At 36.3% G+C, this 25,836-nt stretch carries 24 protein-coding genes, 5 tRNA genes and 1 riboswitch; of the genes, 25 read left to right on the forward strand and 4 right to left on the reverse strand.

All coding sequences use genetic code 11. The annotated features are described in order from the left end of the window. Nucleotides 1-202 precede the first annotated feature (202 nt). Nucleotides 203-805 carry a hypothetical protein gene (locus tag HNQ35_RS10010; RefSeq protein ID WP_146938066.1) on the forward strand — a complete coding sequence of 201 codons (603 nt, stop codon included), beginning with the start codon at nucleotides 203-205 and terminating at the stop codon, nucleotides 803-805. A 115-nt stretch (nucleotides 806-920) separates the two neighbouring features. Here HNQ35_RS10010 and HNQ35_RS10015 read toward each other — a convergent pair whose 3' ends face one another. Continuing rightward, nucleotides 921-1,766 (reverse strand): MBL fold metallo-hydrolase, encoded by an 846-nt coding sequence (locus tag HNQ35_RS10015; RefSeq protein ID WP_146938077.1) that lies wholly within the window; start codon nucleotides 1,764-1,766, stop codon nucleotides 921-923. A gap of 530 nt (nucleotides 1,767-2,296) precedes the next feature. Then, complete coding sequence (locus HNQ35_RS10020; RefSeq protein WP_146938065.1) at nucleotides 2,297-2,833, reverse strand: CueP family metal-binding protein; 537 nt, start codon at nucleotides 2,831-2,833, stop codon at nucleotides 2,297-2,299. A gap of 209 nt (nucleotides 2,834-3,042) precedes the next feature. Between HNQ35_RS10020 and HNQ35_RS10025 the strand changes: the two genes are divergently transcribed. The 4 genes from HNQ35_RS10025 to HNQ35_RS10040 all read left to right on the forward strand — a co-directional run bounded on the left by HNQ35_RS10025 (nucleotide 3,043) and on the right by HNQ35_RS10040 (nucleotide 5,882). After that, nucleotides 3,043-3,252 (forward strand): transcriptional regulator, encoded by a 210-nt coding sequence (locus HNQ35_RS10025; RefSeq protein WP_246118084.1) that lies wholly within the window; start codon nucleotides 3,043-3,045, stop codon nucleotides 3,250-3,252. Further along, a complete protein-coding gene (locus HNQ35_RS10030; protein WP_146938064.1) occupies nucleotides 3,253-3,408 on the forward strand; it encodes a YolD-like family protein in 156 nt (51 codons plus the stop codon). Continuing rightward, nucleotides 3,393-3,581, forward strand: a complete 189-nt coding sequence (locus tag HNQ35_RS10035; RefSeq protein ID WP_146938063.1) for a hypothetical protein — start codon at nucleotides 3,393-3,395, stop codon at nucleotides 3,579-3,581. Before HNQ35_RS10030 ends, HNQ35_RS10035 begins: the two co-directional genes overlap by 16 nt. 54 nt (nucleotides 3,582-3,635) lie before the next feature. Beyond that, nucleotides 3,636-3,723, forward strand: a riboswitch (cyclic di-GMP riboswitch). 143 nt (nucleotides 3,724-3,866) lie between these two features. After that, complete coding sequence (locus HNQ35_RS10040) at nucleotides 3,867-5,882, forward strand: methyl-accepting chemotaxis protein (protein WP_170226681.1); 2,016 nt, start codon at nucleotides 3,867-3,869, stop codon at nucleotides 5,880-5,882. Nucleotides 5,883-6,228: 346 nt separating this feature from the next. On the opposite strand, the gene fabI is transcribed toward HNQ35_RS10040, so the two are convergent. Continuing rightward, nucleotides 6,229-7,002 carry an enoyl-ACP reductase FabI gene (gene fabI / locus HNQ35_RS10045; protein WP_146938061.1) on the reverse strand — a complete coding sequence of 258 codons (774 nt, stop codon included), beginning with the start codon at nucleotides 7,000-7,002 and terminating at the stop codon, nucleotides 6,229-6,231. Between the two features lie 267 nt (nucleotides 7,003-7,269). Here fabI and HNQ35_RS10050 point away from each other — a divergent pair. From HNQ35_RS10050 to rocF, 10 genes are all read left to right on the forward strand, one after another. Then, nucleotides 7,270-7,344: transfer RNA gene (locus HNQ35_RS10050), tRNA-Glu, on the forward strand. Between the two features lies 1 nt (nucleotide 7,345). After that, nucleotides 7,346-7,421, forward strand: a tRNA-Thr gene (locus HNQ35_RS10055). 40 nt (nucleotides 7,422-7,461) lie between these two features. Further along, nucleotides 7,462-7,546 (forward strand) — tRNA-Tyr (locus HNQ35_RS10060). 10 nt (nucleotides 7,547-7,556) lie between these two features. After that, a tRNA-Gln gene (locus HNQ35_RS10065) sits at nucleotides 7,557-7,627 on the forward strand. A 67-nt stretch (nucleotides 7,628-7,694) separates the two neighbouring features. Then, nucleotides 7,695-7,767, forward strand: a tRNA-Lys gene (locus HNQ35_RS10070). Between the two features lie 277 nt (nucleotides 7,768-8,044). Next, the gene (locus HNQ35_RS10075) at nucleotides 8,045-9,334 is read left to right on the forward strand and encodes a hydroxymethylglutaryl-CoA reductase, degradative (RefSeq protein ID WP_146938060.1); all 1,290 of its coding nucleotides are present in this window, start codon (nucleotides 8,045-8,047) and stop codon (nucleotides 9,332-9,334) included. Beyond that, entirely contained in the window at nucleotides 9,331-10,293 is a 963-nt protein-coding gene (mvk, locus tag HNQ35_RS10080) for a mevalonate kinase (RefSeq protein WP_146938059.1), read from the forward strand. The genes HNQ35_RS10075 and mvk overlap by 4 nt, the downstream gene beginning before the upstream one ends. 68 nt (nucleotides 10,294-10,361) lie before the next feature. Beyond that, the gene (gene mvaD / locus HNQ35_RS10085; RefSeq protein WP_146938075.1) at nucleotides 10,362-11,336 is read left to right on the forward strand and encodes a diphosphomevalonate decarboxylase; all 975 of its coding nucleotides are present in this window, start codon (nucleotides 10,362-10,364) and stop codon (nucleotides 11,334-11,336) included. Nucleotides 11,337-11,348: 12 nt separating this feature from the next. Further along, nucleotides 11,349-12,431, forward strand: a complete 1,083-nt coding sequence (locus HNQ35_RS10090) for a phosphomevalonate kinase (protein ID WP_146938058.1) — start codon at nucleotides 11,349-11,351, stop codon at nucleotides 12,429-12,431. A 448-nt stretch (nucleotides 12,432-12,879) separates the two neighbouring features. Next, complete coding sequence (gene rocF, locus HNQ35_RS10095; protein WP_146938057.1) at nucleotides 12,880-13,785, forward strand: arginase; 906 nt, start codon at nucleotides 12,880-12,882, stop codon at nucleotides 13,783-13,785. Between the two features lie 71 nt (nucleotides 13,786-13,856). Here the strand turns inward: rocF and HNQ35_RS10100 are convergent, their stop codons facing one another. Further along, on the reverse strand, nucleotides 13,857-14,012 hold the full coding sequence (locus HNQ35_RS10100) for an aspartyl-phosphate phosphatase Spo0E family protein (protein WP_146938056.1): 156 nt from the start codon (nucleotides 14,010-14,012) through the stop codon (nucleotides 13,857-13,859). 223 nt (nucleotides 14,013-14,235) lie between these two features. Here HNQ35_RS10100 and sigW point away from each other — a divergent pair, with 223 nt between their 5' ends. The 10 genes from sigW to HNQ35_RS10150 all read left to right on the forward strand — a co-directional run bounded on the left by sigW (nucleotide 14,236) and on the right by HNQ35_RS10150 (nucleotide 25,835). Next, nucleotides 14,236-14,799 (forward strand): RNA polymerase sigma factor SigW, encoded by a 564-nt coding sequence (sigW, locus tag HNQ35_RS10105; RefSeq protein ID WP_146938055.1) that lies wholly within the window; start codon nucleotides 14,236-14,238, stop codon nucleotides 14,797-14,799. 14 nt (nucleotides 14,800-14,813) lie between these two features. Then, on the forward strand, nucleotides 14,814-15,464 hold the full coding sequence (gene rsiW, locus HNQ35_RS10110) for an anti-sigma-W factor RsiW (protein ID WP_146938054.1): 651 nt from the start codon (nucleotides 14,814-14,816) through the stop codon (nucleotides 15,462-15,464). Nucleotides 15,465-15,611: 147 nt separating this feature from the next. Beyond that, on the forward strand, nucleotides 15,612-16,433 hold the full coding sequence (gene cdaA / locus HNQ35_RS10115) for a diadenylate cyclase CdaA (protein ID WP_146938053.1): 822 nt from the start codon (nucleotides 15,612-15,614) through the stop codon (nucleotides 16,431-16,433). Beyond that, nucleotides 16,426-17,646 carry a CdaR family protein gene (locus HNQ35_RS10120; RefSeq protein WP_146938052.1) on the forward strand — a complete coding sequence of 407 codons (1,221 nt, stop codon included), beginning with the start codon at nucleotides 16,426-16,428 and terminating at the stop codon, nucleotides 17,644-17,646. Before cdaA ends, HNQ35_RS10120 begins: the two co-directional genes overlap by 8 nt. A 62-nt stretch (nucleotides 17,647-17,708) precedes the next feature. Further along, nucleotides 17,709-19,058 (forward strand): phosphoglucosamine mutase, encoded by a 1,350-nt coding sequence (glmM, locus tag HNQ35_RS10125; RefSeq protein ID WP_146938051.1) that lies wholly within the window; start codon nucleotides 17,709-17,711, stop codon nucleotides 19,056-19,058. A gap of 77 nt (nucleotides 19,059-19,135) precedes the next feature. Then, nucleotides 19,136-19,810, forward strand: a complete 675-nt coding sequence (locus HNQ35_RS10130; protein WP_146938050.1) for a response regulator transcription factor — start codon at nucleotides 19,136-19,138, stop codon at nucleotides 19,808-19,810. A gap of 21 nt (nucleotides 19,811-19,831) precedes the next feature. Further along, the gene (locus HNQ35_RS10135) at nucleotides 19,832-21,247 is read left to right on the forward strand and encodes a sensor histidine kinase (protein WP_146938049.1); all 1,416 of its coding nucleotides are present in this window, start codon (nucleotides 19,832-19,834) and stop codon (nucleotides 21,245-21,247) included. Between the two features lie 69 nt (nucleotides 21,248-21,316). Continuing rightward, nucleotides 21,317-22,384 (forward strand): hypothetical protein, encoded by a 1,068-nt coding sequence (locus tag HNQ35_RS10140; protein WP_146938048.1) that lies wholly within the window; start codon nucleotides 21,317-21,319, stop codon nucleotides 22,382-22,384. Between the two features lie 16 nt (nucleotides 22,385-22,400). Continuing rightward, nucleotides 22,401-24,191: a S9 family peptidase gene (locus HNQ35_RS10145; RefSeq protein WP_146938047.1), complete on the forward strand. Its 1,791-nt coding sequence runs from the start codon at nucleotides 22,401-22,403 to the stop codon at nucleotides 24,189-24,191. Between the two features lie 132 nt (nucleotides 24,192-24,323). Continuing rightward, nucleotides 24,324-25,835 carry a spore germination protein gene (locus HNQ35_RS10150; RefSeq protein WP_146938046.1) on the forward strand — a complete coding sequence of 504 codons (1,512 nt, stop codon included), beginning with the start codon at nucleotides 24,324-24,326 and terminating at the stop codon, nucleotides 25,833-25,835. The last annotated feature ends 1 nt before the right edge of the window (nucleotide 25,836 follow it).

Here is a 25,836-nt window from a genome sequence, read left to right on the forward strand (position 1 = left end):
AGTATGACAAGAGTCAATGGGTTTTTTTATAGAAAATGATTTTGGAAAACGCATAGGGATGTACTAAATTAGAGAAACAATTGAAACGAATCGATCACTTATAATATAATCATTCTAAAGGATAAATAAACTAAATATTTTGTTTATTAAAAATGAGATGACGTGAAAAGTAAATTTTCTAAGAAGAAGAAGAGGTGCTTAGATGCTAAATACTATTATTGTTTTAGGATGGATTGGTATCTTACTATATTTCATTCTTATTCTTACATATAAGAAGTTAATGCAACTTAATGAGTATGCTTTTATTCATTTATTAATGGCTTTTATGCATGTGATGTGGCTTCCATTACCACTGGCACTAAATAATTTATTGCGTGTTGATCTCCTTGTAATCGGAACAGTTTTCGGTACATGCTATTTAGTTATGTTAATTTTTTCGTTAATCTTACAAACAGGACATATTACATTTATCGTTAAACACAATGATAACCAAATCATTTCAGATGAACAGGGACAATATATGATGGCAACATTGTCTAATCCGCTTGAAGCGTTTGCCGGTATACTGAAGTCACTATGGGCTTTCTTTTTAGCTATAGCCTTTTGGCATCACGGACAGCCTTTAATGTCATCTTTAATGGCACTATTTTCCTTATTCATATTTTATTTTTTATTTATTATTTTGGAACATACTTTAGTTAATGGAGTTGCTTTATTATCAAAGATAAAGCCAAATCCACTTATATTTAATCTTGGCTCTTTATTATTTTATATCATTTTAATGAGTTATTTAACTTTTTTATAAGTTTTTTCTACTGTTTTTTTAATTAGTAAATGGTTGTCATGATAAAAGAGCCCGCATGATGAGATTTTCACATGCAGGCTCTTTTTTAGACTGAATCCACATTTTCAAAACATTGTTAGTTCAAATACTTCCCATACTCAGGTATGGCCATTTCACTGAAATGAAGCACGAGTTTTGCCAAATCTGTCGTTAGTTCGTCCCCGCTGATTGGAAGACCATGCCCTGTTACAGCTATTTGTGGATTTAAAGCTTCTAATTTTTTGACAGAATCCCAAGCCTGTTGCCAATCTGTTGTTAAATATCTTGGTGGTCCATTAATTTCCTTCTGTTGGATAAGCACATTAAATAGTGCGTCTTGTCTGACGGTTACAAATGCATCCCCAGCGATTAAGAGACCATCGTTTTCCCTAAAGAGGGAAATATGGCCAGGAGAGTGGCCAGGTGTATGAATCCAACGAAAATCAGGCATATACGGTATTTGACCATCCGCTGGAAGAGGGTGTACATGATTTCCTAATTGAATCGGCTCAACCGGAAACATGGGCGACATTTTTGCGATCAGTCCGCCTTCTACTGTCGCATCTGGTTCAGGATAGCTTTCTTTACCGGTTAAGAATGGTAATTCTAATGGATGTGCATAGACAGGAATATTCCAATGGTTTACTAACTCAATAATCGCCCCGACATGATCAAAATGACCATGTGTTAAAATAATTGCCTTTGGATTCTTGTTTTCTCCAAAACGTTCCTGAATTACAGATATGATTTTTTGAGCTGAATGGGGCATACCGGCATCTATTAAGACAAAATCATCTGTTTTAGGATGACCATATAAGAAGATATTTACTATTTGAATGGTGTGCTGGTATAAATCAGGCAATACCTCTATTCCTGTCCCGCTTCTAATTGAGAGTGCAGGTATATATTTATAATCAGTACCATAGTTCATTTCGATATCCATTTGTAACACCATCTTTCTAATTGATTTATCACTTAGTCTTTGTTGTTTTAATAATAATAATTCAATCTGTCTTAACTTCCACATGAACGGTACAGAAATATGTAATTCAGGTGTGGGATGTGGTATTGAATGGTTAATACGATGGAATTTGGGGGGTACAGGACTTGACGACTTGACTAGCATGAAAGATTTCAAGTATGCAATTGAGGCATCATTACTCAACTTATATGACGTTGAGTCATTCAAAGTGATGTAACTAGCTGTTTCAGAGTAAAGTTACATCGCTTTGGGTGTTCAAAGAGCTATAATTAGATGTTCCAGAGCGGACTTATATAACCTTGAACGACGCTCGTTATTTCTAACAGTTTCGCAAACAATTAGAATTGTGCAAATGCCATATAATTATCTTTTTATAAAGCAAAATACGGAGAAACTGAAACGTATTTCTCCGCATTTGCTAATTCTAGTGGATTTTTGGATGCTCTGACAAGATGGTTGCCAGATGGTCGAACATATACAAATAAGTGAATCTACGATAGCTGCATGGTTGTAACACATGTTCCGTCGTTTTCAAAAGTGGAAATTTCCGACTCAACTTCTTTTCCTTCATGTGTTATTTTGACACGAAATGTTTGATCGCGTGGTAGCCATAAATCAATAAATCCATTTTTTAGGGATTGCATCGTTTCGTCAATGACGACTTTGCCATCTAAATCTTCAATATAGACATCAAATGTTTGTTCGACCATTTCTCCCTGACAGCCTGTTAAACTATGATTCGTACATGGATGTGTTTCATTAACAAAAGGCGCAATGGAAACAAAAAATTCATCTTTAGGTAAATCAAGAACGGTTTCCTCCTGATCACCGTCAGTAATGATTAAGTGTTTTGATGTAATCGACGCGGAATCGGCTTCTTTATTTCCAACACTATAGTCATGTACTAATTGCTTAATATCCACGGTTCCTTGGCTTTCGTTTTTACTTTCTTCATTCGTACTTGTGTTATTACACGCAACTAATATAAAGGAAGCTGCGATTGCAATCATAATTATTCTGAATTTCATTAGTCATCTCTCCGTTTCTTTATTTAATCTTTATTATAAATGCTCTCCAAATAAGTGATGTTTCGTGTTGTTATGTCTTTTTTATATGCCCTCCTTCCTTATTTACTTTGATTTTATATGAATAGTAGACTTTTGTCATGATTTTTAGTATCTTTTACCACTTGAAAAACAAACGTACGTTCGTTAAAATGATATTCAGGGGAACGTATGTGCTAAAGTGTATGATTTATCATCAGTTGGCGGATATATTGTATTTATCGGATCAAGGGATCCCGACAAAGCGTCGCATCAAATTCCTACAAATTAAAGGAGATTGTGTTCAAGCTTATTGCTATTTAAGAAACGCAACGCAACTGTTCAAAATAAAAAATATATTAGCACTTATACCTGTTTACGATACGAGAAGGGAAGTTGTGTAAATGAATGAGCATATCAAAGATCGCGGCACAAAAAAATGGACTTCCATCATGTTACCAGAGCATGTTAAGGCATTAAAGCAATTGTTAGCTGATGAAAGGAAAGAACAGAAACCGTTATTAGATGAACAACATTTAATAGAATGGATCGAAAATTAACAGAGGCAGTATCTTCTGGGGCAGATGTTAAGATGATCGTCTATAGTCAATTTATGAAGAAAAAGGTAATCGGAGAAATAACGGCGGTTCAAGTGGGATATGTTTATATTCATCATCGGGAAGAATCGTTTAAGATTGCTTTAGATAGTATATTAGATGTTGAAATAATATAATTGACATATTTATCCAAATAAAGATAGAATAGGTCTTATGAACTATATATATTCATTTGAAAAAGGCAAACTATTCGAAAGGATAGGACGCAAAGTTATGGGTCTAATGTACAACTCGTACAATGATTGCCAGACTACCAAACTTTTTGATGTTTTTGGCTATGTCACGATAAAGTGAGGTAGTCTTTTTTTATTGTAGGATGGTGGAAAAAATGTAAGAAATATTCGTCATAAACAATCATATTGATCAAAAAATCGTTTATTGCTACAGAAAGGAAATGCATGATGGGGAAAGAAAAGAAAAAAACAAATAGATTATTGGCTTTTTATAAGAAGTCTCTACAGAACCAAATCATAATTCCGTTTATTTTGTCGATTTTGTTTACAGGAAGTGCGATAACACTTGTTAGTTATTATTTTAGTGTTGATAATACAACAGAAGAACTATCTAAAAACGTAGAGGTTCAAATGAAAAGTTTAAATGACACATTTGAGCTGTTTTTAACGAATGTTGAAAATATATTAAACCGCTTTTCAGAACATAACTTGTTAATTGAATATAAAGCTGATGCTAAAGAAGACATCATAAACTATTTTTTAGAAACAGAAGAATCTCATGACGAGATAGGTGCATTGTATACGGGAACAGAAACGGGCGATATTATCCCACAAGGCGATTTAGATGACGACTATAATCCAAGAGAAAGACCGTGGTATAAGGAAGCCGTTGAAGCAGAAGGAGCGATTGTTTGGTCTGATGCGTATAAAGACATAGAGACAGGCCGCTTAGTAGTGACAGCTTCCAAAGCATATTATAATGAAAATCAATTAGTCGGTGTTATGGCAGCAGATATATTCATTGATACGTTAGTTGACCTTGTTAAAGATATTCAAATAGGTGAAACAGGTTACGCAGTTATCTATGATACAGAAGGTAAATGGATTACACATGTGGAAGAAGAAAAGATAGGCCGAGATGAGTCACAAACGAGCTATTACAAAGAAATGATGAAACTTGGTGAACAAGGGATAGTGGAATATAATATCGATCAAAAAGAATTTGTCATAGGTTTTGTGAAAAATCCTACATTAAATTGGATTTTAGCTGGTGCGGTAAATAAAGTAGACTTTAAGAAACAGGCCCAAAAAATCTTCGTTCCAATTATTATTTCTTTAGTTGTTATTATCACAATAGCTGTATCGATTTCTTTATTTACGACGAGAAAGATCACGCGTTCAATCCGAACGGTTATGGATCGTATGAAATTGATTGCATCAGGAGATTTAAGTCAACCACCATTAGAAAATCAATCTCGAGATGAAATAGGAGAGCTCGTACAATCAACGAATGATATGAATGAGAAAATGCGTCAGATATTACATGAAATTGATATGGTTGCTTCTACCGTATCTAGTCAGAGTGAAGAATTAACGCAGTCTGCTGGCGAAGTGAAAGCAGGTTCAGAACAAATATCTTCGACCATGCAAGAGTTAGCTTCAGGTTCAGAAACACAAGCTCATAGTACGGCCGATTTATCATCGATGATGCAATCGTTTACGGCGGATATTGATGAGTTGCATAACAATGGTGATGGACTTCATCAGTTTTCGAAAGGTATTACAGTAGCAACAGACGAGGGAAGTGAGCTTATGCGTGCTTCGAAAGAACAAATGGAAAAAATAGATCATGTTGTCCACGATGCTGTTTTAAAAGTGCAACGTTTTAACGTTCATTCTCAAGAGATTTCTAAACTCGTTGCAGTGATTCAAGATGTTGCTGACCAGACGAATTTACTTGCTTTAAATGCAGCTATTGAAGCAGCAAGAGCTGGTGAGCATGGTCATGGTTTTGCCGTTGTTGCTGATGAGGTACGTGAACTTGCAGAACAAGTGTCCGAGTCTATAGTGGAAATTACAACTATCGTAAAAAGTATTCAGCATGAATCTAATACAGTCACACAAGCTTTACAAAGTGGCTATAAAGAAGTGGAAGCTGGATCGAACCAAATTGAAGAAACAGGTAAAAAATTTGAAGGTATTAATCATTCCATTAATAAGATGGCTCATATTATATCGTCCGTGCGTGATAAATTAACTGGAATTACAGGTAAAAGTCAGCGAATGAATGGGGCAATTGAAGATATAGCCGCTGTAGCTGAAGAATCCGCAGCGGGTATTGAAGAGACGTCAGCTTCTTCTGAACAAGCAAGTGCATCAATGGAAGAAGTCGCACAAAGCTCACAAGAACTGGCTAAACTAGCAGAACAACTTAATGGATTAGTGCAACAGTTTAAATTATAAAGGTGGAATAAGTATAAGCAGGTGTGAAATAAATTTGTCTTTGTCATGTAGATTGAGAAAATGACTTAAGCGGCTTTAGCTCGTTTAAATAGAGCTAGGGTCGCTTTCCTTATTTTATCCCATAATGATGGTTGCATGAATTGTCACTATAGCATTTCTGTTTATTTACATCATACCTTTTAGTGCTTTCTGTCGACTAGATAAATGAATGTTTTTAAGTATGTTTAATGTGACGTTTAAGCAATAAGTATAGTATTTTGGGTGAAAAACTAATGAATAGAATAAGCGGAGATGATGGTTTTGATATGTTTCCCCGCTTATTTAATGAATAGATTTTAAATGATGTTTAACCGATAATATGGTACCCTGAATCGACGTGAAGGACTTCTCCTGTAACACCACGCGATAAATCACTTAAGAAGAATAGTGTTGCATCTCCGACTTGATCTTGATCAACACTACGACGAAGAGGGGCTTTTTCTTCTATAATAGAATTAATGTCGTTGAATCCAGAAACCCCTTTTGCCGATAGTGTACGGATAGGTCCAGAAGAGACGGCGTTTACACGGATGCCCTCTTTTCCAACATCTTCTGCTAAGTATCTAACGCTTGCCTCAAGTGCTGCTTTAGCAACTCCCATGACATTATAGTTTCTCATCACTCGCTCAGACCCTAAGTAGGTTTGCGTTACAATGCTTCCGCCTTCTGTCATAAGTTCCCTTGCTGCCTTTGTAACAGCGACAAGTGAATAAGCACTAATGTCATGCGCTAAGAGAAAACCGTCACGTGTTGTATCATAGAAAGCGCCTTTTAAATCTTCCCGATTAGCAAAAGCGATAGAATGTACGACTCCATGGATGACACCGACTTCTTCTTTAATTTGTCCAAAAGCTTGTTGGATACTTTCATCACTTGCAACGTCACAATTCACCATTAATTTTGCTTTTATATTATGTTTTTCTAATAATTTACTTAATTTTTTATAAGAGCGTTCTTGCCGATTAGTAAAAATAAGCTGAGCACCTGCGCGGTGAAGTGACTTTGCAATTCCCCAAGCAATACTACGTTCATTCGCTACTCCCATAATGACAATGTTTTTTCCTTCTAGTAATTTAACCAATGATGAGCACCTCCAAAATAATCTCTCATTTAATTATAACCTAATCTTAGTATCAAGGTAATAAAAAGTATATAATAATGATGTTTTTATCTTTCATTTTATAAGCGTAAATACATAAATGATACATTCATAAGTATCGAATAAATGGTTTTTTGCCAATAAAAATAAAAAATCATCATTTTTTTTAAAAAAAGTATAAAAAACCCTTTACAAAATGAAAAATCCTGTATATAATATAAATCGTTGACTTTACAAAAACATTTTCACGGCCCGTTGGTCAAGTGGTTAAGACATCGCCCTTTCACGGCGGTATCAGGGGTTCGAATCCCCTACGGGTCACCATGCCGGCCTAGCTCAATTGGTAGAGCAACTGACTTGTAATCAGTAGGTTGGGGGTTCAAGTCCTCTGGCCGGCACCATTTTATGATGTATATAAAAAATAGATTGTTAAACAATAGTGGAGGGGTAGCGAAGTGGCTAAACGCGGCGGACTGTAAATCCGCTCCCTCTGGGTTCGGCAGTTCGAATCTGCCCCCCTCCACCATATTTAACATTGGGCTATAGCCAAGCGGTAAGGCAACGGGTTTTGGTCCCGTGAGCCTAGGTTCGAATCCTAGTAGCCCAGCTTTTTTTATTTTCACTTTATTCTTTCGTCTCTTTTTAAAGAGATTAAAGAATAGAAACTTATAAGCGAGCCATTAGCTCAGTCGGTAGAGCACCTGACTTTTAATCAGGGGGTCACAGGTTCGAATCCTGTATGGCTCATCGATATTAAAAGAATAAATAGGATACGTGTAGCAAATAAACAAGGTGTTTTACCTTGTTTATTTGCATTTTATACGGTTTTTTTACATAATAGAAGAGTGATTGCAAGAATTTGAGTACCTCTATACTGCACAATCACTGATTTTATATTATAATTTAAAGTGTAAATGTAAAAAATAAATACTGTTAAACAGGTAACATAATAAATAAAATTGGCCTGATGCTCGATCTAAGTTACTTGGACGGCATGACAAAGGCGAAAAAAGGATGAAAAGATATGAAATCTTCCAGAATTCCCGGTTTCTATAATAAGACCGTTGATGAACGGAGGGAGATTTTACAAAGTCTGCACAATCTTTCTGAAGATGAAATGGATGTTCTTGTTTCAGAACAATCATTACCACTAGAAATAGCTGATAAAATGATTGAAAATGTCGTTGGATCATATTCGCTTCCATTAGGATTGGGATTGAATTTTTTGATTAATGGGAAAGATTATGTCATTCCGATGGCGATTGAAGAGGCTTCTGTCGTTGCATCGGCCAGTTATATGGCTAAGATCATACGTGATGCTGGTGGGTTCAAAACTGAGTCCACAGGTAGAGTCATGATCGGTCAAATACAAGTTATTGGTTGTCAAGACTTTCAATTAGCGAAAAAAACATTGTTAGAACATAAAGAACAGCTTATTGAAGCTTGTAATACAGCTTATCCAAGCATTGTTAAACGTGGTGGCGGCGCACAAGATATGGATGTGCGGATTTTAAACGAATCATCAAAATCTAAATACGAGAAGATGCTCATAGTCCATATGTATATCGATACACGTGATGCGATGGGAGCAAATATGATTAATACGATGCTAGAAGCATTAGCTCCTACTGTAGAAGAATTAACGGATGGAAAAGTTTACTTACGTATTTTATCAAATTATGCTGATCGTTGTTTAGCAAAAGCAACATGTGTCATTCCACCACAATTATTAGCAAGTGAAGGTTTTTCAGGTGAAGAAGTGCGTGATGGAATTGTACATGCCTATGAATTTGCAGCATCAGATCCATACCGTGCAGTTACACATAATAAAGGTATTATGAATGGGATTGACCCTGTTGTAATTGCAACAGGTAATGATTGGCGTGCTGTTGAAGCGGGTGCACACGCATATGCAGCGCGTTTTGGTAAATATAGTTCAATGACTACATGGTCCGTCGATGATGATGGTAACCTTGTTGGGGAATTAGAGCTTCCAATGGCTATAGGGACTGTAGGTGGTGCAACCCGTGTTCATCCGATGGCTAAATTAGCTTTACGCATTCTCGGAACGGAATCAGCAGAAGAATTAGCCCAAGTGATTGTAGCTGTTGGTTTGGCGCAAAATCTAGGAGCGTTAAAAGCATTAGTAACGGATGGTATCCAAAAGGGACATATGGCATTACACTCTCGCTCAGTAGCGGTTGCAGCGGGAGCAACTGGGGAGATGATCGATATGATAGCTCAGCAAATGATTGAAGAAAAACAAATCCGTGTTGGTCGAGCGAAAGAATTGGTAGGACAATATAAAAAATGAGTGCAGAAAGAGTAGCAACCGCTGAACGAATGGCTGTAGGCCTTGCACATAGTAAGTTAATATTAATTGGAGAACATGCAGTTGTACACGGACAACCTGCTATTGCTCTTCCCTTTCCATTAATTGGTGTTGAATCAATCGTTGAACATGTTCCTGGTTCAGTTAAATTAGACAGTACGTTTTATCACGGACCTATTGATTCTGCCCCGAATGAATTAAAAGGGATTGTTAAAAGTATTCGAGCGACATTAGCCCATTTAAATTTGCCTGAACGTGATTTACTCATCCAAATTCATTCGTCCATACCACCTGGAAAAGGATTAGGTTCAAGTGCATCTGTAGCTATAGCTGTCGTTAAATCATTATTTGCTTATAAAGAGCAAGCATATACGAAAGAAGAATTACTACATTTAGCTAATATCGCAGAAGAACATGCGCACGGAGCGCCAAGTGGAATTGATACATTAACGATTACTTCTGAATGTCCTGTATGGTTTGAAAAAGAAAACCCTGTCGACTATATTAAACCAAATGACGACTTTCATTTTATCGTTGCGGATTCTGGAAGTATCGGTGACACCCGATCGGCTGTTGAATCGGTAACAAACTTATTAAAAGCTGCACCAAAAATTATTACAAATAAAATTGAACGTTTAGGTGAATTAACATATCAAGCGAAAGAAGCGCTAGAAAAGGCAGGAAAGCAATTTTTAGGGCAATTACTAAATGAAGCACAAAAAGAACTCGAAGCATTAGGTGTCAGCGATGAGACATTAAATAAATTGATTAATTTTGCGCGTCAAGAAGGTGCTTTAGGTGCAAAATTAACAGGTGCAGGATTTGGAGGATGTATCATCGCATTAGCACAAAACGAAGTCCATTCAAGACAGCTTGCCGATAAGCTTAAGAAGTTCGGAGCAGCAGCTGTATGGCCATTTGTCTTAAAGAAAAAAGATTAATGATGTTAAAAGCAGGTGAATTTATCCCTGCTTTTTCCACGAATAAAAGGTGTAAAGGGGATAATACGATGAAAGCGACCGCTAGGGCACATACGAATATCGCTTTAATTAAGTATTGGGGCAAACGGGATGAGGAATTAATTTTGCCAACAAACAACAGTCTTTCTTTAACACTGGATGGTTTTTACACGACGACGACTGTCGAATTTCGTAACGATTTAACAAATGATATTTTTTATTTAGATAACCAGTGTATAAGTGGTATTCCATACCAACGTGTCACACAGTTTCTAGATTTGATTAGACAATTAGCTGGGAAACATATCTTTGCTGAAGTACGATCAACGAATCATGTACCAACAGCAGCAGGATTTGCCTCATCTGCTTCTGGCTTTGCCGCCCTTGCAGCGGCAGGTTCAAAAGCGATTGGGTTATCGTTGAATGATAAAGCGTTATCCCGTTTAACAAGACGTGGTTCAGGTTCGGCATGTCGTTCTATATATGGTGGTTTTGCTGAATGGCAAAAAGGTGAAAAAAAAGATGGATCTGATTCTTTCGCTGTTCCGATTAAACCACAAGATTATTGGGATATTCGGGTCGCTGCTGTCGTATTACATGCAGATGAGAAGAAAGTATCGAGTCGGGTCGGTATGAAACGAACAGTAGATACATCTCCCTTCTTTAAAGGTTGGGTCGATAGTATTCCACAAGATCTTGAACAAATAAAAGCAGGTATTTCAGAACGTGACTTTGAAAAAGTAGGCTCGGTAGCTGAAGCAAACTGTTTAAAAATGCATGCGACCACATTAGGGGCAAACCCACCATTCACATATTGGTATGATACGACATTTACTGTGATGCAACATGTACAAAAGTTAAGGGATAAAAAAATCCCTGCTTACTTTACGATAGATGCGGGTCCTAATGTAAAAGTCCTTTACTTGCCTGAAAATGAAGCAGACATTAAGCGAGAATTGGAATCCATTCCTGGTGTTAGGGACGTCATATTAAGTAAAGCTGGACAAGGTATAACCTATTTATAGAGGATGAGATAGTTGTCTAAATCTATATTAACGATAAAAACCCCTGGAAAATTAATGATTGCAGGTGAGTTTGCTGTATTAGAACCACGTAAGAAATTAGCCGTTATGGCAGTGAACCGCTTTGTATCAACGACCATTGAAAAGCAAGAGGACTTAACTGTTTCTTTAGTTAATTTTAACTTAATGGATTTATCATGGAAATTTCATGATCATGAAGTCTATATAGATACACAAGACAAACGTGTACATTTTGTTAAAAGTGCGATGTCAGTTGCTCTATTGTATTTGGAAGAGAGTTGCATCCCGTGGGAACCGTTCAAATTAACGGTGAAAAGTGAGCTAGACGATGAATCAGGTATTAAATATGGACTCGGGTCAAGTGCAGCTGTAACTGTTTCTGTGGTTGAAGCGATATTAACGATGTTCATGCCACATGATGTAACAAAAGATCTTGTGTTTCGCTTAAGTGCATTATCACATGCCAAAACTCAAGGAAACGGTTCAGGAGCGGATGTGGCAGCCTCAAGTTTCGGAGGTGTTTTGCAATACGCTTCATTCCAAGCATATTGGTTAAATGAACAGTATAAGAAAGCTGATCGGCTCGTCGATCTCGTTGATAGGAAGTGGCCTTATCTTTCTCTTCGCCCGTTGAATGTTCCAGAGGATATTTATATTTGTATTGGCTGGACTGGAAAGCCTGCTTCTACTCCGAAGCTAGTTGATCAAGTTCTACAACTAAAGCATGACAAGCGCGATCGTTTCGATGCGTTTCTCGAGGCTAGTGAACGTGCTGTTAGTAAATTTATGAACGGAATGGAAGAAGAAAACATAGACCTTATCTTAGAAGGAATAAAGGAAAATAGACAGGCTTTACGCCAGGTAGGAGAAGACGCTCATGTCATGATTGAAACACCACAATTGACAACATTATGTGACTTAGCTGAAACATATGGTGGAGCAGGTAAGCCGTCTGGTGCTGGTGGTGGAGATAGTGGAATTGCTTTTATGCCTACGGAAGAAAGTGTACAGAAATTAAAAGATGCCTGGAAACAAGCAGGTATTAAACCATTAGATTTAATCATTCATAAAAAGTAACTAGACAAAGACTGGAACAAAAATGAGATGCTCTTCGTTCAGAATTTCTTTGATAGAGCATCTTTTGTTCCAGTCTTTTTTATAGCTATCATTTGGGAGTAAGACACATTCAATAAAATAAAAAAATCAATTTGCCCCTATGTTAAATGCCATATTATAACGACAATGACGTTGTATATATATACAGAAAAATGTCCAGTTGAGTCATATCGATTGTTTCGGCTAAAATAAAAGAAATGAGTTTAAAAATCAGGTTACTTAAAACGAAATGGTGACTCTTCTGAGAATAAAATGAGTTTAGAGCATCCAGAACGAGTGTTTTTAAGTAAGAGAATAGCATCTCTTTGAAAAGCATTCTTCTGAAGTGGAAAGCAATGATTACATAAACAGGCTCATTTTATGAACGCATAAGTCAAAACATGTCTAAACATACAAGGGGGTTATACATATGAAAGAAAAACAAATATCAATAATAGGTGTCCCAATTGATTATGGTCAAAGTCGACGTGGGGTAGATATGGGACCTAGTGCGATTCGTTATGCGGGAGTGAAAGAACGTCTAGAGAAACTATCTTACACAGTAACAGATCTTGGAAATGTATCTATACCAAATCGGCATAAAAAACAAGAGCAAATGACAAGTAAATTGAAAAATTTATCACAAGTCATTGAGATAAATGAAAGCGTTGCCAAGAAAGTTGATCATGAAATTGAAAAAGGGTCGTTTCCCCTTATTTTCGGAGGGGATCATAGTCTATCGATAGGAACGATTGCAGGCATTGCTAAGCACTATCAGCGTCTCGGCGTTATATGGTATGATGCACATGGAGATTTGAATACAGATCAAACATCACCATCTGGAAATATACATGGTATGCCTCTAGCAGCTACACTCGGATTTGGTCATCATAAATTAACTAATCTTTATGGTTATGCACCGAAAGTGAAGACGGAACATGTTGTTATTATCGGTGCAAGAGACCTTGATCCAGGAGAGAAGGACTTTATCCGAAAGCACAATATAAAGGTTTTCACCATGCATGAAATCGATCGGTTAGGTATGCCACAAGTTATTGAAGAAACGATTGCATACTTAAAGGAGCGTACAGATGGTGTTCATTTAAGCTTAGATTTGGATGGATTAGATCCAACAGAAGCACCAGGAGTAGGTACACCGGTCATTGGCGGTTTGACTTATCGCGAAAGTCATTTAGCAATGGAAATGTTAGCTGAGGCAGAGCTTATAACATCTGCGGAATTTGTTGAAGTAAATCCTATCTTAGATGAAAAAAATAAAACCGCCACATTAGCGGTTGGACTAATTGGTTCGTTATTCGGGGAAACCTTAAAATAAATCATTTATGTTATTTTAAAAACATCTGTTCGTAAACGGATGTTTTTAATTTATCCAAAAAATATTTAAGCTTAATATTTAAGCTTGCTTTTTTGTAATTGATTTAAGTATTCATCTAACTTTTGGCTCGCTTGTATGACGGCATTTGATGTAAATGAATGATTGGTCGTTAAGTTCATCATCATGCTACGATAATACTCAATTTTTTCTACTAAATTTTGACTCATCAATATGTCCTCCTATCCATTATCATATAATATGTGATAATTCATATTTTTTCAAGAGAGAACATATCAAATGTTAAAGCATATCTATTAAATTATGCGAGATGATAATTTAATGTTAAAATTAAAAATAGATTTTAATTTACAGTGGAATAGTTTATAGTGAAACCTTTTATAGAGGCAATACGTATTTATAATGCCGCAATGAATAGCGGAGGTACTGTTTATGGATAATATCATTAGAGAGAAAATAAAAAAAGTGAAAAAAGGAGATCAATCTGCGTTTGAAGATATTGTTGTCTTATTTCAAAGCAAAATATACCAACATTGTTATCGAATGTTAGGTAATGCACACGAGGCGGAGGATGTTGCTCAAGAAGCATTTATTCGCGCATATGTAAACATCCACTCTTATGATGATAGTAGGAAATTCTCCACATGGCTCTATCGTATTGCAACAAATTTATCAATAGATCGATTGCGAAAGCGTAAGCCAGATTATTTCTTGGATGCAGAAATAAAGGGGACAGATGGATTAGATATGTATTCGCAATTAGCTACAGATGCCCGATTACCTGAGGAAGAAGTTCAAGGAATGGAACTTGAAAAGATGATTTATCAGGAGATTGCTAATCTACCGCCAATTTATCGCAGTATTATTACTCTGCGATATTTAGAGGAGTTTTCTCTAAAGGAAATTAGCGAGATAATGGATCTCCCCCTCGGGACTGTTAAAACGAGAATTCATCGGGGAAGAGAAGCTTTACGGAAGAAGCTTCGTTATGTGTAAAGGAGTGATCCACTTTGGACTGTAAACATGAAGCTATACACTTAATGCATATCTATCTAGACGGTGATATTTCTAAAGAAGACGAAAAGAAGCTAAGCCAGCATCTGGAACAATGCCCGGATTGCCAAAAGCATTTTCATGAGTTAAAGCGGACAATTACTTTGATAAAAAGTGCTGCTGAACCAAAAGAGGCCCCAGAAGGTTTTACAGATAGAGTGATGCAAAACTTACCAACAGAGAAAAAGCGTGTGAAATATATGCGCTGGTTTAGAGCACATCCTGTTCTAACTGCTGCTGCTATATTCTTTATCTTTATGTTTGGTAGTATATTATCAACGTGGCATCAAGATAACCGACTTGTCGTTTCTAAACAGGAAGGTTTAATCATTGAAGGCGATACAGTTATCGTTCCAGAGGATGTAACAGTTGAAGGTGACTTAGTTGTTAAAAATGGTAATTTAAAAATAGATGGAAAAGTGGATGGGAAAGTAACATTAATTAAAGGGAAACTGATCCACGATGATGAATTCCATGATGGGGAAGGCTTGATGGCCTCTGCAGGAGAAGTAAGTGGTGAGTTTGAAAGTGTTAATGAAATCTTTGAATGGATTTGGTACAGTATGAAACGGATCGTTAAAGGTATTTTTTCATTCGGTTCTGAATAAAAGCCTGGGAGATTTCTTCGGGCTTTTTTGTCTTTAAGATGATGCAGCTCCTAATAACAAACGACCCTATCCTATGTGTCAGAGAAGTGTTTTGTGGTATAATGACTATTATAGAAAATAGCGTTTATTTAAAAAGGAAGTGCAAACATGCTCGATGGGGAATTTACTTTTATAGACCTATTGAATATTGTCGTTGACATCGGCCTCGTCTGGTATGTTTTATATAAACTAATCATGCTCATCCGAGGCACAAAGGCAATCCAGTTATTAAAAGGTATTGTCGTTGTCATAGTCGTTCGTTTTATAAGTATTATTTTTGGTTTACAAACGATTCAGTGGTTAACAAAGCAAGCGATTGATTGGGGATTTCTCCTAATCGTTATCTTGTTCCAGCCAGAATTGAGAAGAGCATTGGAACAAATAGGTAGAGGGAATATTTTTGTAAGAAGTACGCGTACCGAGGAAGAAATATTAAATCAAATTATTAAAGATATTGGAGAAGCGTGTAGCTATATGGCTAAACGGCGGATTGGAGCACTCATTACAATTGAAAGAGAAACAGGGATAGGTGAATATATAGAAACGGGTATTCCAATTAATGGGAAACTAACTCATCAATTATTGACGAATATCTTTACACCAAATACCCCATTACATGATGGGGCTGTCATAATAAGAGGAGAAAGCATTGTCGCGGCAGCATGTTATTTACCGTTATCAGAAAGCCCTCTTATTTCGAAAGAGTTAGGAACAAGACATCGAGCAGCAATGGGAATCAGTGAAGTAACAGATGCTTTAACAATCATTGTATCAGAAGAGACTGGACAAATATCATGTGCAAAAAATGGTGAACTTCATCGTGAGTTAACAGAGGAACAGTTAAAACTAATTTTACGGGAAAATTTATCATTACATCTAAAGTCCCCTGAGAAGAAATCATGGAAATGGAGGGGGAAAAAGAATGGATAGTTGGTTCCAAAGTAAATGGTTTGTACGTGCGATAGCTCTCGTGTTAGCTGTTTCTTTATATTTTGTTGTGTATACAGAAGATGATAAAGAGAGAAAAGATATTGACTTCTTCGGAAATACATCTGAAACACAAACAATGGAGGATATACCTGTAAGTGTAAGAATTGATGCTGATAAATACGTTGTCAGTGGTATTCCTGAATCTGTTGCTGTAACTGTCGAAGGAACGAATAGTGCTGTTACAAGGGTTGTTAAACAGAGAAATTTTGATATATATGTTGATTTAACTAAATTGGGTGAAGGCGAACATACAGTAGAAATGCAATATGAGCGCTTTCCAGAAGATGTTGCTGTCTTTATAGAACCGAAAACAATTGATATCGTGATTGAAGAACGCTCAACCCAGAAATTCCCAATAACTGTTGATTTCATTAATCAACATCAATTACCAGAGGGATTTGAGGTAGGTGATTATCAAGTCGAGCCAAAAGAAGTGATGATTACAAGCTCTAAAAGTGTTATTGAAAAGGTTTCTATTGTTAAGGTGTTTGTGAATGTAGCTGGTCAGGATGAACCGATTAAAAACCGCGAAGTACCGATCAAGGTATATGATAGCCAAGGAAATGAGTTGCGTGTCCGTATGGAACCGGAAAATGCACTCGTTTCGGCGGAAATTAATAATCCGAGTAAGGTCGTCCCAGTAACACTTGAAACAACTGGTAAACTTCCAAAAGGATTTAAGTTGACGTCAATGACCTCTGATGTAGAGGAAGTAGAGATTTTTGGAACATCACATGCTTTAGCAGATATTGATGAAGTAAAAGCAAAGGTTAATCTATCTAAAATTAAAAAATCTGATCAAATACAAGCAACACTTGATTTGCCAAAGGGCATAACTGCTCCAGAACATGAACAAATTGATGTGTCAATCGAATTGGAACAGACAAAGTTACTTGAAGAGGTACCAATCCAAGTAAGACATCTCGAAAATGACCGAACGATTGAGTTTAAGAAACCAGAAGGTAAAAAAGTTAATGTGACAATTACGGGTAATGAAGCTGATGTAAGAAATGTAAAAGTGGATGATTTACGTATCTCAATTGATGTTGAAGGATTAGTTGATGGAACACATCAAGTGAAGCCTATCATTGAAGGTCCGGAACAATTAGCAATTAAACCAGAACTTGATCATTTTACGATTAAAATTAATTAAAAGACAATGTAAAAGATGCTCTCAAATCGTTTAATAGGAAAGGAAAAAGGAGAGGTAATAGAATGGTTAATTTATTTGGAACAGACGGTGTAAGAGGTATTGCGAACGAGGAGCTTACACCAGAGCTAGCTTTTAAATTAGGACGTATTGGTGGATATGTCTTAACAAGAGATACAACGAAACCAAAGTTTCTTGTTGGTAGAGATACGCGTATCTCTGGTCATATGTTAGAAGCAGCTCTTACTGCTGGCTTATTATCGATAGGAGCAGAAGTGATGCGTCTAGGCGTTATTACGACACCAGGAGTTGCTTATTTAACAAAAGCAACGAGTTCACAAGGGGGCATTATGATTTCTGCTTCACATAATCCTGTTGAAGATAATGGCATCAAATTTTTCGGTCCAGATGGTTTTAAATTACTTGATGAACAAGAAAAAGAAATTGAAAACTTAATGCGTGAAGAAGATCATTTACCACGACCAATTGGTGGTGATGTTGGCGTCGTTAGTAATTACTTTGAAGGTGGTCAAAAATATATCTCTTATTTAAAAGATACGATTGACCACGACTTTGCTGGTATGAAAATCGCTTTAGATTGTGCGAACGGAGCAGCATCAAGCTTAGCAACACATTTATTTGCTGATTTAGAAGCTGATACATTTACAATCGGCTCTTCACCAAATGGATTAAACATAAATGATCAATGTGGTTCAACTCATCCTGAGACATTGCAACAGTTTGTATTAGAAAAAGAAGCCGATGTTGGGCTTGCTTTTGATGGTGATGGTGATCGCTTAATCGCTGTAGATGAAAAAGGAAATATTGTAAATGGTGACCAAATCATGTTCATTTGTGGCAAATATATGAATGAAAAAGGCTTCCTAAATCATCATACGATTGTTTCAACAGTCATGAGTAATGTCGGCTTTTATAAAGCATTAGAAGAGCATGGTATGCGCAGTGTGAAGACTTCAGTAGGTGACCGCTATGTAATGGAAGAAATGAGAAAAGGCGGCTTTAACCTAGGTGGAGAACAATCAGGTCATATTATTTTTCTAGATCATAATACAACAGGTGACGGACTTTTATCGGCTATCCAGTTAGTAAATGTAATGAAAGAAACAGGTAAACCATTATCACAATTAGCTGATGAGCTAACCGTCTATCCACAAGTTTTAAAAAATATAAAAGTGACTAATAAACAGGAAGTGACGAATCATCCACAAGTCCAAGAAGTGATAAAAAAGGTAGAAGAACAGCTCGGTGATGAAGGACGAGTGCTTGTGAGACCATCAGGTACAGAACCGTTATTAAGGGTCATGGTTGAAGCGAAAACAGAAGAACAATGCGAACAAATGACGGCAGAAATCGCTTCAGTTGTTGAGAAGTTGTACGGTTCAAATAACGCATAAATGGTAAAACTGCTTTTAGTCTTTTATGACTGGGAGCAGTTTTTTTATCTCTTATTAATGCAAAGGAGTTGGTCTGTATGTTAACGATATTAATTGTTGATGACGATCCACATATTCGAGAGCTACTTCGATTTTATTTGCAAAAAGATGGTTATCGAACAATTGAAGCTGGTGATGGACAAGAAGCATTAGATAGATTGGAAAAGGAAAATATTCATTTAGCCTTAGTAGATGTTATGATGCCAAATATGAATGGTTATGAATTATGTCGTCATATTCGATCGTACTATGATATTCCCGTTATGATGATAACAGCAAAGGGAGAAATTGCGGATAAGGAAAGCGCTTATGATGCTGGAACGGATGATTATCTTGTTAAACCATTTGAACCAAAGGAAGTCTTATTTCGCATAAAGGCTTTATTACGACGTTTTCAAATGATTAATGAGGATAAGATACATATCGGACATATTATGATTAACCGTAACAACTATGAAGTCGAAATAGGGGAGAAAACAATGGTTCTCCCATTGAAAGAATTTGAGCTCCTTGCTCAGTTGGCAAACTACCCAAATCGCGTATTTACTAGAGAGCAATTGATTGATCTCGTATGGGGTCATGATTTTACAGGTAGTGATCGAACAGTAGACGTCCATATAAAAAGATTAAGAGAACGTTTTTCTAGTAAAGAGCACGGATTTGTCATTAAAACTGTAAGAGGACTTGGTTATAAGTTGGAAGAAATGAAGTAGCTGTATGGAGGATAGTAAAGCATGCGTACATTATATGTTCGGATTATGATGACGACGATGATGATTATGATTATGAGTGCGCTCATTTCATTTATAGTGGCAAATACGTATTATCATCATTTCTTAAAACAAGAAAATGATGAGAAAATCACTGAGATTGCAAAAAATGTCGTTGAAATTTATGAAGAAAGTGACTTTACAGATATAGGTGATTATTTATCGACGTTAACCGTGCTAGGGTATCAGTTTTATTTAGTTGACCAGCGTGGTAATAGTGAGCTATTTGGTGCTTCCTTTAGAAAGTATAATATTGACCACGGAACAGTAGAAAGCGTTTTAGCAGGCAATACGTATCATGGCATAAGGGATAATCCGAGAAAATTATTTGTGACGGGCTTCTTTGATAATGAATTGTTAAATACAATCGGTATACCTGTGGAAAGAAACGGGGAAAAGCTTGCTTTATTCGTTCGTCCAAATACAGTTCAACAGTTTGGTGAGATGCGTATTTTCCTAGCTGTTTCTATAGTGGTCATGCTCGTTGTTAGTTTCTTGTTTATTGTTATTAGTACATCTTTTATCGTACGCCCAATCAAGAAATTAACAGAAGCAACGAAAAAGATTGCAGCTGGGAACTATCATTTGAAATTGGATGTCCATCGTCGTGATGAGATTGGCAGGTTGGCGAATCACTTTTCTAAAATGAGTCAAAGTCTAGCCGAGACTGAACAGAGTCGTCAGGAATTCGTTTCGAATGTATCACATGAAATTCAATCACCTCTCACTTCGATTCAAGGATTTTCCCAAGCGTTACGAGAACATGATATACCTGAAGACATGCGTCAACATTATTTGTCAATTATTGAAAAAGAAAGCAAACGTCTTTCATCATTAAGTAAACAATTATTGACTTTATCGTTTTTGAATAAAGGTTTGGATGACGAAGCAATACAACCATTCGATATTGCTAAGCAATTACGAGAAGTTGTCTCTTCTACTGAATATCAATGGCGTCAAAAGGAAATCACGATTGAATTGGATATTTCATCTTCTACCGTTACTGGTTATCCGCAATTAATGGAACTCGTATGGATGAACTTAGTGACGAATGCTATCCGCTATACGGATAGTCAGGGAATCATTACATTGACGACAAAGCAAAATCAGACAACTGTCATTGTGACCGTTGAAGATACAGGAATCGGTATAAGTAAGGAACATCTGCCACATTTATTTGAACGATTTTATAAAGTAGATAAAGCAAGGACCCGTACAGATAATAGCACTGGATTAGGACTTGCCATTGTGAAAGAAATTATCGAATTACACGAAGGAACGATTATGGTTGAAAGTGAACGTGGAGAAGGAACCATCTTCCAAGTAACGATTCCAAAAGTTTTTTCTCCATCTCAAGACGGACATCCTGTCGACCGATAGACTGTGTCAATATTGGAAACAATGTGTTAATATATGGATTAATTCATATAGAAGCGAGGAGGTGTGTGGATGCAGCTTGAAAATGTCTGGGAAAAGATTGATCAGCTATTAACAAAAGTTAACTTTGACGATATATGGAAAGGCTTTCGTAGTTGTCCTTTTGCACTTTATGATGATGAACATGTTGTTATAAATAATCAAATCAGTCCAATCAATCATCAATTTGTCGCTCATACAGTGATTGATTATGAAGGTGAAAAAATAGCCATTTGGCATATCACTTCCGAAGATATGAAATCGCTGGATGTACTCGCTTCCAATATCGTTCATGAAATGTTTCATGCATTTCAACAAGAGCAGCAAGAAAAGCGATTTCCAAATGATTTAAAAGGGTTAAATAAACCAAAGAAAGTTTCATATTATTATATGAAATATCAAGAAGGTCAACACTTAAAAGAAGCTCTAGAGATGGCAGATTCTGAAAAGAAGTATAAGCAGTTACTCCATATTTTAGCATTACGCGAAAGGCGGTTGCTTCAATTTAAGTCCGCAACGACATACGAATTGGCTATTGAAACGGTTGAGGGAACAGCGGAGTATGTTGGCCTGATGTCACTAAAACAATTAAATGAATCAACATATGAACAACGGCTTAATCAATATAAAAATAATTTAACCGATAAACAACTATTATTTGATCCGAGAAGATATGCCTATTATTATGGTTCTTTATTATTAATTTTATTGAATCAACTCAATATACCTTTTAATCAACGAATTAGAAATGAAGAGAGAACGATATTTGAATCTCTTTTAGAGTCCATTCAAGAGCGTGTGACGGTAGATAAACTTATAACAGATAAAGAAATAGAGTGTGAGCTTTATAACAACATAGAGATGTTAAGGGAAAAATTTACTGAATTTAACCAAAATAAGACAAGAAAACAGACTGGTTTATACAAAATCATCGGATATGATCCGATGAATATGTATAAAATGAATACATTTATTTTACATGAGCATTTTGTGCGTTTACGAGATAGAAAATCTGAAAAGAATTTGTTTTTAAAAGGTCCAGTCATCACAATTTATAACCAAGATGAGAGCGATGTCATAGGCTTTTTAACACAATATTAAAAAGGAGTGTTTGTTTATGATAAAGTTTCCACGTCCTACAGTAGAGCAATTTTTTCGTACATATGTGATTACGAATTTTAAAGTAAGTGAAGATGAGAAGAAACTCATATTTAGTTCAAATTTAAACGGAAAAATGAATCTATGGGCAATGGATTTACCGAATACTTTTCCGTATTTATTTGCTCATCATGATGAAGCGTGTAATGATATTCATTTCGATCCAGAAAATCGTTATATTCTTACTGGATTTGATCGTGATGGTGATGAGAACTTTCAAATTTATGCATTACCGTTTGGAGGCGGTTTACCACAACCACTCATCACAGGAGACGAAACGGAAAAATATTATCTCGCTCATTTAACGAATGATGGGAATCGCATTTATTATATGACATCAAAAGATAATCCTCATTATTTCAATACCGTTGTACGTGATTTGGAAAAAGGTACCGATAAAATAATTAACGTTGGTGAAACAACACCGACTTATTTAATGGCTGTGTCGGAAGCAGAGGCCGCTTTTGTTTATTCACAAATGTTCGCAAATACGTATATCACATCATTTGTTCAAGTTGGCAATGCACGTTATCATTTAACGCCAGATCCTTCAAAGGTACATGTTGTGCTTTCACCTATATTTGTTGATGAGAATACGATTTATTTTATCACGAATTATGAAAGTGATTACCATTATTTGGCGAAATTTTCGATTGATACACAACAATTTTCAAAAGTCTATGAAATGGAAGAAGAAAGTATTGGTGATTTAGAATGGCATAAAGAAAGCAACACATTATACATGGTGACAGAGAAAGGGGTCATTGATCAACTTTATCGCTTCTCACTTGATACTGAAAAAGTTGAAAAGCTAAGTATGCCGATTGATATTATTGAACAGTTACAAGTGACGAAATCAGGTCATCTGTATGTTTTAGGTAGAAGTGCGACTGTACCGTTCAATATTTTTCAATCAAATGATGGATTAGAATGGAAACAATTAACCGATAACCGTGTATTAGGTATAACAAGTGATGATATGGTAGAACCAGAAGTTATAACGTATCAATCTTTCGATCAGATGGAAATTGAAGCACTTCTTTATCGGGCAAAACCTGAACATGACAATGGGTGTATGATTTTTTGGCCACATGGTGGACCACAAGCTGCAGAGAGAAAGCAGTTCAGAGCGATGTTTCAATGTTTTTTAAATCGTGGTTATTCCATTTTTGCGCCTAATTTCCGTGGAAGTACCGGTTATGGAACAACATTTGTCAAACTTGTCGAACGTGATTGGGGTGACGGTCCACGTCGTGACTGTGTAGCAGGCATTGAATGGTTAATTGCTAATAATTTAACTTCAAAAGATAAATTGTTCTTAATAGGTGGTAGCTTTGGCGGTTATATGGCCCTTTTATTACACGGGCGACATCCTGAATATTTTAAAGCAGTTGTTGATATTTTTGGTCCGTCGAATTTATTCAGCTTTGTAAATTCTGTACCTGAACATTGGAAGCCAATTATGGAGCGTTGGATAGGTGATCCAGAACGTGATAAAGAAAGATTTATTAAAGATTCCCCAGATACGTACTTAGATACAATGACAAAGCCGATGCTTGTCATTCAAGGAGCGAATGATCCACGTGTTGTGAAAGCAGAATCGGATCAGATTGTAAAGAAGTTAAGAGAAAAGAAACGTGAAGTAGAATATCTTGTGTTGGAAGATGAAGGACATGGATTTTCAAAGAAGGAAAATGAAATAAAAGTATATAAACATATGCTACAATTTTTAGAGAAACATCAAGGTTAATAAAGTTAAGCATAAACCCCCTATAGAGTAGAACTTTCACATTCTACTTTATAGGGCTTTTTTAATAGGCATGTATAACTTTTTCTCTAATACAAAAACTAAGGTGCAAATATTTTCATTGGTGGTGCGGAAGTGAGTTTTTTTCGTAGGAGAAGACGTATTGAACAGAAACAACAACCATCGAAACCGGTGACGTTAAAATCGCCTCAATCATTAGATGAAGTACAACAATGGATTAACAAGTATTTTGGCGAGCCATCGGACATGATTTTTCGCAATGTTGGTATCGGAAATGATAATAAATATAAAGGTTTGCTCGTTTTTATTCAAGATATTACGAATCAAGACTATATTTCTGAACAGATTATTAAACCGTTAAAGTCATTTTCTCAGCCAGCGGATGGTACGTCTCCTATTGATTATTTAAAAGATACCATCCTTAGTACAGGCGATATTTTAGTTTCAAGTGATTTTACGACGCTTTTTGATGATTTATTAATGGGGAAAGCTCTATTATTTATCGAAGGACAAAAGCAAGCATTTTCTATAGCTGTTGATGATTGGAAAGGAAGACAAGTCGAACAACCTTCTGCACAGACAGTCGTCAGAGGTCCACGTGAAAGTTTTACTGAAAATATCAATACAAATAAAGCATTGATTCGTAAGCGAATAAGGAGTCAAGATTTACAAATAAAATCGAGACGTTTAGGTAAGTATACGCAAACAGAGATAAGCATTATTTATTTAAAAGGAGTTGCGGATGATGATGTTGTAAAGGAAGTGGAGAAGAGAATTGATAAGATTCAACTCGATGGGATTAGTGGAAGTAATCAAATAGAAGAATTAATTCAGGATGGCAAATTTTCTCCGTTTCCTACTATAGATAATACAGAGCGACCAGATATTACAGCGGCTTCACTATTAGAGGGTAAAGTTATTATTTTAGTTAACGGGACACCTTTTGTCTTAATAGCCCCTGTTGTGTTTATGCATTTTTTTCAAACAGCGGAAGATTATTATGCTCGGTTTTATTTAGCTAGTGCCATTCGTTTCTTACGTGTATTATCTGTCATGATCACCTTATTAGCCCCGTCTATTTATATTGCTTTAACGACTTTCCATCAAGAAATGCTTCCGACAAGGTTATTAACGAATTTAGCTGCACAAAGAGAAGGCGTTCCGTTTCCTGCATTTGTCGAAGCCGTAATGATGGAAGTGACTTTTGAAATCTTAAGAGAAGCTGGCATACGGATGCCGAGGGCTGTTGGTCAAGCTGTATCAGTTGTTGGTGCTATTGTCATTGGGCAAGCAGCTGTTGAAGCTGGAATTGTCTCAGCAGCAATGGTCATTGTCGTATCTATTACAGCTATCTCTAGCTTTGTAATACCGAGTTATAGTATTGCAAACTCCATTCGACTTCTCCGTTTTCCGATGATGATTTTCGCTGGTAGTTTTGGTTTCTTTGGTGTGATGCTCGCTTTATTCGCTTTAACGATTCATCTTTGTAGTTTGAAATCATTTGGCATCTCATATATGGCTCCGCTTTCTCCTTTTCACTTACGCGATCAACGTGACACGTTTATTAGAACGATTAAATCATACTTTTCATCAAAAGGGGAAACACTAGAAAAAAGTAGAAAGTAAG

The organism is Cerasibacillus quisquiliarum, from assembly GCF_014202495.1.
In the GTDB taxonomy this organism is placed as follows: domain Bacteria; phylum Bacillota; class Bacilli; order Bacillales; family Amphibacillaceae; genus Cerasibacillus; species Cerasibacillus quisquiliarum.

Excerpts from the sequence above, each read along its gene's own strand:
- HNQ35_RS10010 (WP_146938066.1), top strand. The coding sequence starts at position 203 with ATGCTAAATACTATTATTGTTTTAGGATGGATTGGTATCTTACTATAT.
- HNQ35_RS10015 (WP_146938077.1), bottom strand. The coding sequence starts at position 1,766 with ATGGATATCGAAATGAACTATGGTACTGATTATAAATATATACCTGCA.
- HNQ35_RS10020 (WP_146938065.1), bottom strand. The coding sequence starts at position 2,833 with ATGAAATTCAGAATAATTATGATTGCAATCGCAGCTTCCTTTATATTA.
- HNQ35_RS10030 (WP_146938064.1), top strand. The coding sequence starts at position 3,253 with ATGAATGAGCATATCAAAGATCGCGGCACAAAAAAATGGACTTCCATC.
- HNQ35_RS10035 (WP_146938063.1), top strand. The coding sequence starts at position 3,393 with ATGGATCGAAAATTAACAGAGGCAGTATCTTCTGGGGCAGATGTTAAG.
- HNQ35_RS10040 (WP_170226681.1), top strand. The coding sequence starts at position 3,867 with ATGGGGAAAGAAAAGAAAAAAACAAATAGATTATTGGCTTTTTATAAG.
- HNQ35_RS10075 (WP_146938060.1), top strand. The coding sequence starts at position 8,045 with ATGAAATCTTCCAGAATTCCCGGTTTCTATAATAAGACCGTTGATGAA.
- mvk (WP_146938059.1), top strand. The coding sequence starts at position 9,331 with ATGAGTGCAGAAAGAGTAGCAACCGCTGAACGAATGGCTGTAGGCCTT.
- mvaD (WP_146938075.1), top strand. The coding sequence starts at position 10,362 with ATGAAAGCGACCGCTAGGGCACATACGAATATCGCTTTAATTAAGTAT.
- rocF (WP_146938057.1), top strand. The coding sequence starts at position 12,880 with ATGAAAGAAAAACAAATATCAATAATAGGTGTCCCAATTGATTATGGT.
- HNQ35_RS10100 (WP_146938056.1), bottom strand. The coding sequence starts at position 14,012 with ATGAGTCAAAATTTAGTAGAAAAAATTGAGTATTATCGTAGCATGATG.
- sigW (WP_146938055.1), top strand. The coding sequence starts at position 14,236 with ATGGATAATATCATTAGAGAGAAAATAAAAAAAGTGAAAAAAGGAGAT.
- cdaA (WP_146938053.1), top strand. The coding sequence starts at position 15,612 with ATGCTCGATGGGGAATTTACTTTTATAGACCTATTGAATATTGTCGTT.
- HNQ35_RS10120 (WP_146938052.1), top strand. The coding sequence starts at position 16,426 with ATGGATAGTTGGTTCCAAAGTAAATGGTTTGTACGTGCGATAGCTCTC.
- glmM (WP_146938051.1), top strand. The coding sequence starts at position 17,709 with ATGGTTAATTTATTTGGAACAGACGGTGTAAGAGGTATTGCGAACGAG.
- HNQ35_RS10130 (WP_146938050.1), top strand. The coding sequence starts at position 19,136 with ATGTTAACGATATTAATTGTTGATGACGATCCACATATTCGAGAGCTA.
- HNQ35_RS10135 (WP_146938049.1), top strand. The coding sequence starts at position 19,832 with ATGCGTACATTATATGTTCGGATTATGATGACGACGATGATGATTATG.
- HNQ35_RS10140 (WP_146938048.1), top strand. The coding sequence starts at position 21,317 with ATGCAGCTTGAAAATGTCTGGGAAAAGATTGATCAGCTATTAACAAAA.
- HNQ35_RS10145 (WP_146938047.1), top strand. The coding sequence starts at position 22,401 with ATGATAAAGTTTCCACGTCCTACAGTAGAGCAATTTTTTCGTACATAT.